The 13,711-nt window shown below is 66.3% G+C and carries 15 protein-coding genes; 11 read left to right on the forward strand and 4 right to left on the reverse strand.

Annotated features, from left to right (window positions below; translation table 11 throughout):
• The first annotated feature begins 5 nt into the window (after positions 1 to 5).
• Entirely contained in the window at positions 6 to 791 is a 786-nt protein-coding gene (locus tag WAS25_RS03365) for a succinate dehydrogenase/fumarate reductase iron-sulfur subunit (protein ID WP_422310093.1), read from the forward strand.
• A gap of 79 nt (positions 792 to 870) precedes the next feature.
• On the opposite strand, the gene WAS25_RS03370 is transcribed toward WAS25_RS03365, so the two are convergent.
• Positions 871 to 2,223, reverse strand: coding sequence for a CCA tRNA nucleotidyltransferase (locus WAS25_RS03370; protein ID WP_422310094.1), 1,353 nt, complete (start codon positions 2,221 to 2,223; stop codon positions 871 to 873).
• The gene (locus WAS25_RS03375; protein WP_422310095.1) at positions 2,220 to 2,702 is read right to left on the reverse strand and encodes a GNAT family N-acetyltransferase; all 483 of its coding nucleotides are present in this window, start codon (positions 2,700 to 2,702) and stop codon (positions 2,220 to 2,222) included. The genes WAS25_RS03370 and WAS25_RS03375 overlap by 4 nt, the downstream gene beginning before the upstream one ends.
• 17 nt (positions 2,703 to 2,719) lie before the next feature.
• Here WAS25_RS03375 and WAS25_RS03380 point away from each other — a divergent pair, with 17 nt between their 5' ends.
• The 8 genes from WAS25_RS03380 to WAS25_RS03415 all read left to right on the forward strand — a co-directional run bounded on the left by WAS25_RS03380 (position 2,720) and on the right by WAS25_RS03415 (position 10,511).
• Entirely contained in the window at positions 2,720 to 3,658 is a 939-nt protein-coding gene (locus tag WAS25_RS03380) for a thiamine pyrophosphate-dependent dehydrogenase E1 component subunit alpha (RefSeq protein WP_422310096.1), read from the forward strand.
• A 105-nt stretch (positions 3,659 to 3,763) separates the two neighbouring features.
• Positions 3,764 to 4,933 carry an acetate/propionate family kinase gene (locus WAS25_RS03385; RefSeq protein ID WP_422310097.1) on the forward strand — a complete coding sequence of 390 codons (1,170 nt, stop codon included), beginning with the start codon at positions 3,764 to 3,766 and terminating at the stop codon, positions 4,931 to 4,933.
• A 214-nt stretch (positions 4,934 to 5,147) separates the two neighbouring features.
• A complete protein-coding gene (locus WAS25_RS03390; protein WP_422310098.1) occupies positions 5,148 to 6,368 on the forward strand; it encodes an efflux RND transporter periplasmic adaptor subunit in 1,221 nt (406 codons plus the stop codon).
• On the forward strand, positions 6,355 to 7,062 hold the full coding sequence (locus tag WAS25_RS03395) for an ABC transporter ATP-binding protein (protein WP_422310099.1): 708 nt from the start codon (positions 6,355 to 6,357) through the stop codon (positions 7,060 to 7,062). The genes WAS25_RS03390 and WAS25_RS03395 overlap by 14 nt, the downstream gene beginning before the upstream one ends.
• Positions 7,063 to 8,313, forward strand: a complete 1,251-nt coding sequence (locus WAS25_RS03400) for an ABC transporter permease (protein ID WP_422310100.1) — start codon at positions 7,063 to 7,065, stop codon at positions 8,311 to 8,313.
• Positions 8,306 to 9,619: an ABC transporter permease gene (locus tag WAS25_RS03405; protein ID WP_422310101.1), complete on the forward strand. Its 1,314-nt coding sequence runs from the start codon at positions 8,306 to 8,308 to the stop codon at positions 9,617 to 9,619. The genes WAS25_RS03400 and WAS25_RS03405 overlap by 8 nt, the downstream gene beginning before the upstream one ends.
• A gap of 9 nt (positions 9,620 to 9,628) precedes the next feature.
• Complete coding sequence (gene arfB / locus WAS25_RS03410; protein WP_422310102.1) at positions 9,629 to 10,054, forward strand: alternative ribosome rescue aminoacyl-tRNA hydrolase ArfB; 426 nt, start codon at positions 9,629 to 9,631, stop codon at positions 10,052 to 10,054.
• Between the two features lie 25 nt (positions 10,055 to 10,079).
• Positions 10,080 to 10,511 carry a DUF6526 family protein gene (locus WAS25_RS03415; RefSeq protein ID WP_422310103.1) on the forward strand — a complete coding sequence of 144 codons (432 nt, stop codon included), beginning with the start codon at positions 10,080 to 10,082 and terminating at the stop codon, positions 10,509 to 10,511.
• 122 nt (positions 10,512 to 10,633) lie between these two features.
• On the opposite strand, the gene WAS25_RS03420 is transcribed toward WAS25_RS03415, so the two are convergent.
• Together WAS25_RS03420 and WAS25_RS03425 are read right to left on the reverse strand one after the other, a co-directional pair.
• A complete protein-coding gene (locus WAS25_RS03420) occupies positions 10,634 to 11,698 on the reverse strand; it encodes a bifunctional methionine sulfoxide reductase B/A protein (RefSeq protein ID WP_422310104.1) in 1,065 nt (354 codons plus the stop codon).
• 104 nt (positions 11,699 to 11,802) lie between these two features.
• Positions 11,803 to 12,195, reverse strand: coding sequence for a bacteriohemerythrin (locus tag WAS25_RS03425; RefSeq protein WP_422310105.1), 393 nt, complete (start codon positions 12,193 to 12,195; stop codon positions 11,803 to 11,805).
• Positions 12,196 to 12,397: 202 nt separating this feature from the next.
• On the opposite strand from WAS25_RS03425, the gene WAS25_RS03430 reads away from it, so the two are divergent.
• Positions 12,398 to 12,829 carry a bacteriohemerythrin gene (locus tag WAS25_RS03430; RefSeq protein WP_422310106.1) on the forward strand — a complete coding sequence of 144 codons (432 nt, stop codon included), beginning with the start codon at positions 12,398 to 12,400 and terminating at the stop codon, positions 12,827 to 12,829.
• 148 nt (positions 12,830 to 12,977) lie between these two features.
• Positions 12,978 to 13,388, forward strand: a complete 411-nt coding sequence (locus WAS25_RS03435) for a bacteriohemerythrin (RefSeq protein WP_422310107.1) — start codon at positions 12,978 to 12,980, stop codon at positions 13,386 to 13,388.
• Positions 13,389 to 13,711 lie beyond the last annotated feature (323 nt).

Here is a 13,711-nt window from a genome sequence, read left to right on the forward strand (position 1 = left end):
GATCCATGGCCAAGCATTTCAATCTCACCCTCCACGTGTGGCGCCAGAAGAATGCCAACTGCGACGGCAAGTTCGTCGAATACCCAGCCGAGAACATCAGCCCCGACATGTCCTTCCTGGAGATGCTGGACGTGGTGAACGAGGGCCTCATCCGCAAGGGCGAGGACCCCATCGCCTTCGACCACGACTGCCGTGAAGGCATCTGCGGCACCTGCGGGATGGTCGTGAACGGCCGCCCCCACGGCCCCAAGGAGCGCACCACCACCTGCCAGCTGCACATGCGCAGCTTCAAGGATGGCGACAGCATCACCCTCGAGCCCTGGCGCGCGGAAGCGTTCCCCGTGCTCAAGGACCTGATGGTGGACCGTGGCGCCTTCGACCGCATCATCGCGGCGGGTGGCTTCATCAGCGCCCCCACCGGTAGCCCGCAGGACGCCAACGCTCTGCCCATCCCCAAGGAGAACGCCGACCTCGCCATGGACGCGGCCGCCTGCATCGGCTGCGCCGCCTGCGTGGCCGCCTGCCCCAATGCCAGCGCCATGCTCTTCGTCTCCGCGAAGATCAGCCAGCTGGCCCTGTTGCCCCAGGGCCAGCCCGAGCGCTACATCCGCGTCCGCGACATGGTCGCCCAGATGGACGCCGAGGAGTTCGGCACCTGCACCAACCACGGCGAGTGCGAGACCGCCTGCCCCAAGGGCATCAAGATGGAGAACATCGCCCGCATGAACCGCGACTACATCAAGGCCAGCCTCACCTACCGTCCCGCCACCAGTGGCGGCGGCGCCGGCTGATCCGGCCGAGCTTCGGGAAACGCCCGGCATCCGCCGGGCGTTTTTTTAAGTCTCCATCCGCGTCATTCGCACTGGTGTGTCAGTCGCTTGGCGGTTCCCGTTGCACCAGCTCCGCCAGCCGCTCCGGCGTGTTGCCTTGCGGGTCGTCCAACACGGCTTCCAGCAGGCGCTTCTGCAGAGCCCCCAGCCAGGGGCCGCCGGGGCGGCCCGTCAGCCGCATGAGGGCGGCCCCATCCAGGGCCAAAGCGCGGACGGAGAGCGGCGGACGGGCCGCCAGAATGGACCCCAGGCGCGCCATCAGCGCCGCATGCTCGACCTGACGAACCTCCCAGTCCCGCCCCTTGGCTCGCAGGTCCGCCAGCCGGAAGGCAGCCCAGGATTCCAGGCTCAGGCACTCGGCCTCGAGCCGTACCAGGAAGCGGCGGCAGGCCGCTTCGCCCCAGGCCTCCGTGGGGTGGGTGCCGTGGTGACGGATGAGGGCCATTGCCGATTTGCGCAGGGCGTGGCTGACCTTCAGCCGCTCGAAGATCGTTTCGGCGATCTCCAGGGACCGGGTCTCGTGGCCGTAGAAATGGACCTCGCCATCGGCCCCGACGCTGCGGACGCCAGGCTTGCCCGCGTCATGCAGGAGGGCGGCCCAGCGCAGGGCGGGCTCTGCGGGGATGAAGCCCACCACCTCCAGGGTGTGGCGCCAGACATCGTGGGCGTGGTGGCGGTTCTGGCCGCAGCCGAGCATGGGCCGCAGCTCCGGCAGCCACAGATCCAGTAGCCCGCTCTCCGCCAGGAGGACCAGGCCCCGCTGGGGCTCCAGGCTCCGCAGCAGCTTGTCCAGCTCCGTGAAGACCCGCTCCACGGCCACCTTGCGGGCCACCTCCAGGCGCTCGGGAATGGCTGCCAGGGTGGCGGCCTCCACCTCGAAGCCCAACTGGGCGGCGAAGCGGCAGGCCCGCAGTGGGCGGAGGCCATCCTCGGCGAAGCGCTGCAGGGGATCGCCCACCGCCCGGATCAGGCGCACCGCCAGGTCTGCCTGCCCACCGAAGGGATCCACAAGGTCGCCGCCGCCCACCGGCAGCGCCATGGCGTTGATGGTGAAGTCCCGCCGCGACAGGTCCTCCACTAGGCTGACGCCCAAGCGCACCGTCTCGGGCCGCCGGCCATCCAGGTAGTCCCCGTCGCTGCGGAAAGTGGTCACCTCCACGGGGCGCTCCTCCAGGATCACCGTCACCGTGCCGTGCTGCAGTCCCGTCGGGATCACCTTCAGGCCCGCCGCCTGCGCCCGCGCCATCACGGCCTGCGGCAGGAGCCGGGTCGCCAGGTCCCAGTCGGCATGGGGCCGACCGAGCTGTTCATCCCGGACGGCGCCGCCCACGATCACCAGCTCCGCCTCGGGGCCCAGGGCCTCCTGGAGGCGCAGCAGCGGGGGCCAGGTCAACCCGCCCCCTCGGCGAGGCGGGCCAGGGCCTCGCCCTCCACCCGGCAGGTGAGCCAGGGCCGCATGACCTTCGCGCCGTGGGCCTCGTAGAACTCGATGGCCGGCGTGTTCCAGTCCAGCACCTGCCACACGAAGCGGGTCCAGCCCTCCTTCACCGCGAGGGCCGCCAGGTGCTTCAGCAGGGCCTTGCCAATGCCGTGGCCCCGGAAGGCCGGGCGCACGAAGAGGTCCTCCAGGTAGATGCCGGGTTTGCCCTCCCAGGTGCTGAAGTTCAGGAACCAGAGGCAGAAGCCAGCGGGCTGCCCGTCCCAGTCGGCCATGGTCACCTTGACCAGGGGGTGCTCCGAGAACGCGTACCGGAGGATGTCGGCTTCGGTGGCGACGGCCGCCTCTGGATCCCGCTCGTACTCCGCCAGCTCACGGATGTACTGCAGGATCAGGGGGGCATCGGCGGGGACGGCGGGACGGAGGCTCAGCATGGGTCTATGCTAACCCGATGGACCAAGACACCGCCCTGCGCCTGTACGAGGCCATGCTGCTCACCCGCCTGGCCGAGGAACGCCTGGTCAAGCTCTTCCGCCAGGGGCACACCCTGGGCAGCGTATACCGCAGCCTGGGCCAGGAGGCCACCGCCTGCGCCACTGCCATGGCCCTGGGACCTGAGGACGTCATCGCCCCCCTGATCCGCAACCTGGGCTCCATGTTCGTCCGCGGAGTCACCCCCAGTGAGGTCTTCCTGCAGTATCTGGGCCGCGCCCCGGGACCCACGGGGGGACGCGAGCACAACAACCACTTCGGCTCCGTGGCGCGGGGCATCATCGCCCCCACCTCCATGCTCGGGGCCCTCGTCCCGGTGATGGCGGGGGTGGCGCTCTCCTTCCGGCAGAAGGGGGAGCGCCGGGTGGCCATGACCTGGATCGGGGACGGCGGAAGCTCCACGGGCGCCTTCTACGAGGGGCTCAACTTCGCGGTGGTGCAGAAGCTCCCCCTCATCGTCGTGGGCGAGTCCAATGGCTACGCCTTCTCCACCCCGCCGGAGCGCCAGATGGCCGGTCGCATGTCCCAGCGCTCCCAGGGGGCCTTCACCCTGACCGTGGACGGCAACGATGCCGCGGCGGTCTTCGATGCCACCGCCCAGGCCCGCCAGCGCTGCCTCGAGGGCAAGGGGCCCGCGTTCATCGTCTGCGAGACCTTCCGGCAATCCGGGCATGCCGAACACGATGACCAGCGCTACGTGGACCCGGCTGTCCTGGCCGAATGGACCGCCAAGGATCCCCTGCCCCGCTTCCAGGCCTGGATGGGCCAGCGGGGCTGGACCGTGGATCCCAGCCTCGCCGGCCGGCTGGAGGCCAAGCTCATGGCCACGGCCGAGACTGCCCTGGAAGCCCCCTGGCCGAGGCCGGAAGGCCTGGCACGGGGTGTCTTTTCCGACTGATCCAGCAGGGACTCGGCCCCTTTTTCGCATGACGACCCAAAGATCTGCAATGAGATACCGGTCACTGGTCAGACCAGCTAGACTCACCCACATATGGGGGACCCCGTGTTCGTGCTTGTTCTGAATGCCGGCTCATCGAGCCTCAAGTTCAACCTCTTCGACATGGGGAAGGAGACTTCCATCGCCGAAGGCATGGCGGAGCGCATCGGCCTGGCCGACGCGAACCTGACCTTCACCTTCGAGAGCGACAAGCACAAGGAGAACCTGGCCCTGCCGACGCACCGGGAGGCCCTCCACGCCATCATCGAGCGGCTGAAGGCCGTGGTCCTGCACGACACGCCCATCCATGCCGTGGGCCACCGGGTGGTGCATGGGGGACCGAAGTACGGCGACTCCCTGATCGTGACCGACGAGGTGCTCGCCGACATCGACACCTTCGCGATGTACGCGCCTCTCCACAACCCCGCCAATGCCCTGGGCATCCGCGTGGCCCGGGAGGAGTTCCCCGATGTTCCCCACGTGGCGGTCTTCGACACGGCCTTCCACCACAACATCCCCGACCACGCCCGCACCTACGGGATCCCCTACGAGCTGAGCCAGAAGTACGGCATCCGCCGCTACGGCTTCCACGGGTCCAGCCACTCCTTCGTGGCCGCGCGCACCGCCATCCTGCTCTGCCGGCCCCTCCGGGCCCTCAAGATCGTCACCTGCCACATTGGCAACGGCACCAGCATCTGTGCCGTCCACAACGGCCGCAGCGTGGACACCAGCATGGGCATGACCCCCCTCCAGGGCGTCATCATGGGCACCCGCTGCGGCACCATCGACCCCAGCGTGGTGGAGATGCTCATGGAATACGAGCACCTCGACTACAACGGCATCACCGACTTGCTGAACAAGAAGTCGGGCCTGCTCGGCATCTCCGGGGTCTCCTCCGATTTCCGGGAGATCGAGTTGGCGGCCGATGCCGGCAACGACCGCGCCCGCCTCGCGCGCGACCTCCTGACTTACAACGTGCGCCAGTACATCGGCGCCTATGCCACGGTCCTGGATGGCGTGGATGCCATCTGCTTCACCGCCGGCATCGGCACCCACAGCACCTTCGTCCGGGCCAAGGTCTGCAGCAAGCTCAGTTTCCTGGGGGTCAAGCTCGACACGGAATCCAACGAGCACGGCACCGGGGAGCGCATCATCAGCACTCCGGACTCCAAGGTGGTCGTCACGGTCGTGCCCACCAATGAAGAACTGATGATCGCCCGCGAAACCGTGCGGTAGGTTCTCCTGGTCACGAAAGTCAGGCCCCCAATTGAGGGCCTGTCCTGTGCCAGCCCAGAAAACAGGCACTCCCCGGCGCCCGGGAGGTTCTGGCCGATGGTCGGGGGCCGCTCGCCGAATCCGGGGCAAATCGACATCTAAACGGTCCCAGACTCTGGTCCGTAGTCCATTCATCATCCCGGCAAGTCCGGCGTCTTTCCCATCTGGGGGTTTCATGCAGAAGCGATGGGTCATCCTGTCTGTGGCCGGCGCGGCTTTGGCGACCGGCATGTTCTTCACCTTGAAGGGCAGCGACGGCAAGTCCAAGAAACCCGAGGCCAACACTCCCTTCCGCCTGGGCAAGGTCCAGGCCGAGGACCTGCAGGTCAGCGTCCGCGAGGTGGGGGTGGTGGACCCCCTCACCAAGGTGGACGTCAAATCCACGGTATCCGGACGGATCGTGGGTCTCCGCGTCCGCGAAGGGGCGGTGGTGAAGGCTGGTGAAGTACTCGCCGAAGTGGAACCGGATGTGAACCAGGCCCAGACCCTCTCGGATGTGCAGGGCAGCGTCTCCCAGGCCCGGGTGAGCTTCAAGAACGCCGAGCGGGACTTCAACCAGCAGGCGGAGCTGTTCAAGGCCGGGCTCATCTCCGACCAGGCCTTCCGCGGTGCGAAGACCACCCGCGACCTCGCCGAAGAGGCCTTCAAGAGCGCCCAGACCCGCTACCAGATAGTCGAGGACCGCGGCATCCCTATCAGCGGCAACGCCTCCACCCAGCTGGCCCGGGTGACCGCCCCCATGAACGGCGTGGTCATCAAGAAGGGTGTGGAGTTTGGTGACACGATCACCTCCGGCGTGAGCTCCTTCAACGCGGGCACGGTCGTCTTCACCGTGGCGGATCTCAAGTCGCTCATCGTGAAGGTGAACCTCAACGAAGTGGACATCGCCAAGGTCAAGGTCGGCCAGCCCGTCCGCATCACCCTGGATGCCTACCCCCAGCGGGCCTTCACCGGCAAGGTGCGCTTCGTGGCGCCCGCCGCCGACCTGGTGGAGAAGATCAAGGTCTTCAAGGTGGAGGTCACCCTGGACGACCTCACCGATGACTTCAAGACCGGCATGAGCGCGAATGTGGAGATTCTGGGCGAGAAGCGGGACAAGGCAGTGAGCGTGCCCCTGGAGGCCCTGCAGCGCCGGGATGGCCAGACCGTGGTGTACCGGCTGAAGGAGAACCTGCCACCCCAGGACATCGCCAAGGCCAAGGACGGACTCACGGGACGCGGCAAGTTCATCTGGCTGGCCGACCACTGGAAGGAATACTTCGACGTGGTGCCCGTGAAGGCCGGCATCGCCACCCTGGAGCGCGTGGAGATCCTCTCGGGCCTCAAGGCCAATGACCAGGTCAGCCTGGAAGACCCCAGCAAGAAGAAGGTCGAGAAGGACGATGAAAACAATTAGCAGCTCGTCCTCCCCCATCATCCAGACCCAGGCCCTGACCAAGGTCTACGGCTCCAATGGCGCGGCCGTCCATGCCCTGCGCGGCATCGACCTCACCGTGCAGAAGGGCGAGTTCGTGGCCCTCATCGGCCCGTCCGGTTCCGGCAAGTCCACCCTCATGGCCATCCTGGGCTGCCTGGACCTGCCCACTGAGGGCACCTACACCCTGGACGGGCGGCAGGTTCAGGGACTCTCCGGTGGCGAACTGGCCCGCATCCGCAACGAGAAGGTCGGCTTCGTCTTCCAGAGCTACAACCTGCTGCCCAAGGCCAGCATCGTGCGTAACGTGGAACTGCCCATGCTCTACGCGGGGGTGGGTCGCAGGGAGCGCCGCGAGCGGGCCCTGGCACTGCTCGAGAAGGTGGGCATCGCCGACAAAGCGGACAAGCTGCCCGCGACGCTCTCCGGCGGTCAGAAGCAGCGCGTGGCCGTGGCCCGGGCCCTGGCCAACGAGCCCGCCCTCCTGTTGGCGGACGAGCCCACGGGCGCGCTGGATTCCAAGACCGGCGCCGAGGTCCTCGAGCTCTTCCGCGAGCTGCATCAGCAGGGCCACACCCTGCTCCTGGTCACCCACGATCCCTCCATCGCCGCCCTGGCGGAGCGTCGCGTGGAAATTCGCGATGGGTTGATCGCAGTGGCCGAGGGAGTGGCCTAGATGAAGACGTCCGGCGCCTTCCGCGAGCGGCTGTTCGGGGCCTGGGTGGAGGTCCGGGAGAACCTCGGCCGCTCGGTGCTGCAGGCGCTCGGCGTAATGCTGGGCGTGGCCTCGGTGCTCGGCGGGTTCTCCATCTCGGACAGCCAGAGGAAGCGGGCCGATGAGATGTTCGTGAAGATGGGCGGACTCGACAAGCTGAACGTCCAGCCCAGAGCGGCCATCAAGGACGGGCGTCCCACGGCCCTCCAGCAGGCGAACCTGGGCCTGCGGGACGCGGATGCGGTTGGCGGTGAGGCGCTGAAGTCGGAGGCCATCCAGGGGGTGAGCCGCCAGAAGAACACCCGCACCCGGATCGTCTCCGCCTACGCTGACCAGGATCGGCAGGTGAGCGGCATCGGCGGCGACTTCATCCCCGCCAATGGGTATGGCATCGCCCAGGGCCGGGGATTTTCGAACACGGAGATGGAAACCGGGGCCCCGGTGGTGGTCCTGGGTACGGAAGCCGCAAACACCTTCTTCCCCAAGGGCGATGCCCTGGGCCAGTCCCTGCGCATCGGTAACATCCCGGTCACCGTCATCGGCACTTTCCAGGAACGGGTCTTCCGGTTCCGCGAGAACCAGGGCAATCAGTTCTGGTGGCGGAACCGCATCATCGCCGTGCCCGCGAACCTGGTCCAGCGCCGCATGAACGGCGACGCCTACCGGCGCGTGGACCGCGTCACCTTCCGGATTCCCGACATGAACGCCATGAGCGACTTCGCCCAACAGCTGAAGAACCTGGTGAAGTCGAACCACCGTCTGCAGGAGGACTTCCGCCTGGATGACGTGGCGGCCCGGGTGCGGAGGCGGCAGAGCCAGGGCAGCGTCTACGACATCATCTTCATGCTTTCGGGCGTGCTGGCCCTGGTGGGCGGCGGCATCGTGAACGTGAACATCCAGATGGCCAGCCTCAAGGAGCGGGTCCGCGAAGTCGGCGTGAAGATGGCCATCGGCGCCTCGGGCCGCGAGATCTTCAAGGGCTTCATGACCGAGGCGCTGCTGCTCACAGCCCTCGGTGGTCTCGCCGGGCTGGCGCTCGGCGTCGGGTTCTCCTGGGTCATCACCAAGAGCATCGGCATCCCGCTCTTCATGACGCCCGCCAGCTTCGCCTGGGCCTACGGCCTGGCCGCGGCCTTCGGCTTCCTGTTCGCGCTGTATCCGGCGTGGAAGGCCTCGAGGCTGTCCCCCATGGAGGCCCTGCGCTATGAGTGACCAGGCCCTCATCCTCCGTGCCCCGGGCCCCTCGCTGCTCAATGGCGAAGCCCCCGCCCCGGCCGCAGCGACCCGTGGCTTCAGCCTCGCCATGTTCTGGGAGGTGGTCCGCACGGGCCTAGTGGAGCTGTGGGCCCACAAAGTGCGCAGCCTGCTCACCCTCACCCTCCTGATGCTGGGTGTCTTCGCCCTGGTGGTGCTGACCTCCGTGCTCGATGGCGTCATGGACAAGATCAGCACAGGCTTTGCCGGCATGAGCTGGGATGGCACTGTCCGCATCGCTCCGAAGACGCCCGAGACCAGCGAAGATCGCAAGCGCTTCAACATGAGCCCCGGCCTGCGCTTTGAGGACCTCAGCCGCCTGAACGCCCCCAACCCCAAGGTGCTGGCCTTCCTGCCCAGGGCCCAGAAGACCGTCACGGTCCGAGTGCAGGGCGACACCGAGCGCATCTTCGTCAACGGGGTCTCCCCCGACTACGCCCAGTGGATGAACCGCCCCATCGGCCTGGGCCGTGGCCTGACCGAGGACGACCAGCGGCGCCGCTCCACCGTGGCCGTGGTGGGTGCAACCCTGGCCACCAAGCTTTTCGGTGGGGCCGATCCCGTGGGGCGCGACCTGGTGGTGGATGGCGTGCCCTTCCGCATCGTCGGTGTGCAGGCGCCCGGTCAGATCTTCAATGACGAAAACTATTTCGACGCCAACGGCATCCTGATTCCCCTCGAGACCTTCATGGACCGCATGGACCCGGCCCACAAGCTGGCCCAGATCACCGTGAAGCTGCGGCGCCCCGAGGACATGGGCGAAGTCTCGGCCATGCTGCTGGGTCGCGTGCGGCAGGCCCATCACGGCATCGAGGACGCCGAGGTGGTGGACCTGGACGCCGAGGCCGCCAAGGGCTACCAGAACTTCCTGGAGCAGATGCGGGGCTGGCAGATCGTGCTGATGAGCCTGGCGGGCACGGTGCTGCTCGTGGGCGGCGTGGGCGTGCTCTCGGTCATGCTCATCAGCTTCAGCGACCGCCGCTTCGAGATCGGCCTCAGGAAGGCCCTCGGGGCCTCCGACCAGGAGATCTTCATCCAGTTTCTGCTGGAGGCCGTGGTCCTCGCCGCCATCGGCGCCCTCCTCGGCACCCTGTCCGGCGCCCTGCTCTGCCAGGCCCTCTCCGCCAGCTTCCCCTATGGGCTCGTGGTGAATCCCATCGGGCTGGTCACCGCCTGGATCGTTGCGCTCACCCTGGCCGTGGTCTTCGGCCTCTACCCCGCCTTCCGTGCCATGCGCCTGAGCCCCATGGAGGCCATGCGCTAATCTGAAGGCATGGCCGATCCCATCCAAGTCACCGCCACCGTCCGGGTTCCCGGGGAGGCCATCCGCTTCAAGGCGGTGCGGGCCGGCGGCGCGGGCGGCCAGAACGTGAACAAGGTGTCCTCGAAGGTGGAGCTGCGCATCGACTTGGCGGCCATCGAGGGCCTGCCGGAGGATGCCCTGGTCCGTCTGCGAGCCTCCCAGCGGAACCGTCTCGACGCCGAGGGCCTCTGGATGGTCGTCAGCGACAGGACCCGGGACCAGCTCAAGAACCTGGACGACGCCCGCGAGAAGGCCACCGAAGCCATCCGCGAGGCCCTGGTGCGGCCCATCCCCAGGCGCGCCACCAAGCCCACCCGGGGCTCGAAGGAGCGGCGGCTGGACGCCAAGAAGCGGGCCTCCGCCGTGAAGCGGCAGCGGAGCGGGCCCATCGAGTAACCTGGGAGTCACCTCAGGAGCCGCCATGTCCGAGCCCCAGACCTTCCGAAATCACCGTCGCTTCGATCCGCCCTTCCACTTCGTCCTGTTGCCCTTCCTCTTGGTGACGGTGGTTGCGACGGGCTACAAACTCTTCAAGGGGCCCAGCCTCAGGCATGCCTTCTTCCTCCTGGGCGCCCTTGCCTTCACCTTCCTGGCCTTGAAAGTCAGGGAGTACGGCCTGCGCGTGCAGGACCGCGTCATCCGCCTGGAAGAGACCCTGCGGATGAAGGCCCTCCTCCCAGTCGACCTGCAGGGCCGACTCCAGGAGCTGCGCCCCGGCCAGTTCGTGGGCCTGCGCTTCGCTTCCGATGCCGAGCTGGCGGACCGGGTCCGGGAGGCCCTGGATCAGAACCTCGACGGCGAGGCCATCAAGAAGCGCATCCAGACATGGCGACCCGACACCTTCAGGGTCTGACCTACGCCAGCCAAAAATGGGCAACGGATCTGCCACAAAGACGGAAGGACCACGAAGCAGGACAAGCAGCCCTTTCTTCGTGGTCTTCGTGGCTTTGTGGTGAATTTTGGTAATGCGGCCGATCAGTCCCTGACGAAGTGGCAGGTGTACCCGCCGGGGTTCTTGACCAGGTAGTCCTGGTGGTATTCCTCGGCCTTCCACCAAGGCCCCGCGGCCGTGATCTCGGTGACGATGGGACGCGTCCACTTGCCACTGGCGTCCACGTCCGCCTTCACCCGCTCAGCGGTCTGCCGCTGGGCCTCGGAGTGATAGAAGATCGCGCTGCGGTAGGACGAGCCCAGGTCGTTGCCCTGCCGGTTGAGGGTGGTCGGGTCGTGCATACGGAAGTAGAAGCGCAGCAGGGCCTCGAAGGTGGTCTTGGTGGGGTCGAAGTGGATCTGCACCGCCTCGGCGTGGCCTTCGTGGTTCTGGTAGGTTGCGTTCGCCACCTTGCCCCCTGTGTAGCCGACCTCGGTCTTGAGGACACCGGGCTGCTTGCGGATCAGATCCTCCATGCCCCAGAAGCAGCCGCCAGCGAGCGTGGCCACCTCATCCTTCTGAGTGGCCTCAGAAGGGGCCTTCCCGAACAGCGGCAGGAAGGAACCCAGGCCTTCCTTGTCGAGATCCTCCACCGGCACGAACCGCAGCGAAGCGCTGTTGATGCAGTAGCGCAGGCCGCCCTTGTCCCGGGGGCCATCGTCGAAGACGTGGCCCAGGTGGGAATCCGCAGCCTTCGAGCGGACCTCGGTCCTCACCATGCCCAGGCTGCCATCCCGCTTCTCGACCACGTCCTCGGCCGCAATGGGCCTCGTGAAGCTGGGCCAGCCGCACCCGGAGTCAAACTTGTCCTTGGAGGTGAAGAGGGGTCGGCCGCTGACGATGTCGACGTAGACGCCGTCCCGGTGTTCGTTCCAGTACTCGTTGCGGAAGGGCGGCTCGGTGCCGGCCTCCTGAGTCACGTGGTATTGCATCGGAGTGAGCTTCTGTTTCAGGTCGGCGGGGCTGGGCTTCTTGGGGTCGGTCACCTGTTCCTCATGGGGGGTCGGGGCTGCCGCACGCGCGGGCCCCTGGGTGGTGGAGAGGGCGAAGCCGAAGCCCGCCAGGGCCACGGTCAAGGCGATGCCGCCCCAGAACATGCGAATTCGCATGGATCGCCTCCTTTGTAAGCGTTGGATGCATCAATAAGCTGAAATGGTACATGGAATCCAGGAGGCCCCAGCCACCCTGTCTCTGCTGCCGGGACTGCCACCAGCTAGGAGGTCAGGTACGGCTTGTACTCCATGTCCTCACGCAGGATGTGGTTCGTGAGCCAGTCCGCCAGGAAGCGGACCACGGCCTTGTGGCTGACATGGCCGCCGACCATCATGCTGCTCCGCATGTGCCCGACCTGGTCGAGCAGCTCGCGGTGGATCTTCCGGTGCTCGGCAACGACCGGAAATCCGATGTCCTGGATCAACCCTTCCTCGAAGCGGAAGTGGGCCTCACTGAGATGCATGACGTCATCCACGATCCGCGGGAGTTCTTCGACCATCCCCATCTGGATGACGTCATCGAAGTGATTGACGAGTTCGAAAAGCCTCTGGTGCTGCTGGTCGATCTCCGCGTGTCCCACGCTGAATCGCTCATGCCAGGACAGGAAGGCCATGCTTTCTCTCTCTTTCTCGGTCGAACTTCAGGGATGAAACCATGCCTCGGCCGGCCGAACAACCGGACATATGGATCCGGTCCTTCCCCGAAAGGATTAAGGGTGTGCCAGGGGCGGGAAACATTGAAATCAACTACATCACTGCCACCCTGGGGCCCGGTCCTATCATGGACGCACCAGGAACAACCGCCACGGAGGCACCATGCCCCTAGCCGTGTGGAGTGACCGCTACGAGACCGGGATCCGGGAGATCGACGCCCAGCACAAGCGCCTCTTCCAGGCCATCAACCGCATGGAATCGGCCTACCGGGCGGGCACGGAGGAGACTGAGGCCCAGGAGAGCCTGGCCTTTCTCGCCAGGTACACGCTGGAACACTTCGAAACGGAAGAGGTGCTCATGCGGGAGATCGGCTACCCGATGCTCGAGTTCCACCAGAAGGAGCACGCCGAGCTGATGACCCAGATCCTGGCCATGAAGGCCAAACTTGACGGCGGTTTCCTGGTGCCGCTGGATGGGGCCGACTTCGCCGCCCACATGGCCAACTTCGCCGCTGACTGGCTCGCCCACCACATCAACGAGGCAGACATGGGCTACGTCCAGTTCGCCAAGGAGCGGTCACCAGACCAACCGTGAGGGACACCCATCAGCTAGGCCCTGAATCCTGGCCTGCGCCTAGCAAGGGTATGGGGTGAACCCTGTAGTTTCACGTTGAGGACTGGCAGGGTGTGAATCGCCTCCCTAGAATGGGACACCAACCCCATGTGATGCCAAGGAGGACAGCATGTCCGTCGCTGACTGGAACGAGAAGTTCGAGACCGGAATCGAGGAGATCGACGCCCAGCACAAGCACCTGTTCGAGATCATCAACCGGCTGGCCGAGTGCTTCAAGGCTGGCACGGGGGAGACTGGCGCGCGGGAGAGCCTGGCCTTCCTGAATGACTACACCAAGGAGCACTTCTTTGCAGAAGAGGAATACATGCGGGTGCTTGGCTATCCCAAGCTGGCCGCCCACCAGGTTGAGCACACGGAGCTGTTGACCAAGGTGCAAAACCTCATGGTGAAGATGGACGAGGGCTTCCTGATCACCGCCGACGTAGCCACCTTCGTGGCGGACTGGCTGGCGCATCACATCAATGAAGTCGACATGGGCTACGTCCAGTTCGTCCAGGAGAAGACCGCCCACCTGCCGTGAGAAACTGCCTCTCCTCGGCGAAACGGGCCAGGAGCAGAGCGTCACCAGCGGGTTTGAACGCAGGCAGAAGGTGAAGGCTCTGGCCCACACGGGCGGGATTTGCTCCGGTCGGCTACGCCTCGCTCCGCGAACCCCGCAACACAACCCTTAACCCAGGACTCTCACCACCCTTGGTATAGAAGTGGGGGGGACGTCAAGGTTCCTCCTTCGAAAAAAATTCTGAGGCCCGCCGACCTCCGGAAAGCCGTGCTGTCGTTGCGGCGGGTCTTCCGGGTTAGCGAAAGGCGGGCTTGCCAGGTGGTGGACATGCCGAGGTGCACTTG

It is taken from the genome of Geothrix sp., assembly GCF_049292215.1.
GTDB lineage: Bacteria > Acidobacteriota > Holophagae > Holophagales > Holophagaceae > Geothrix.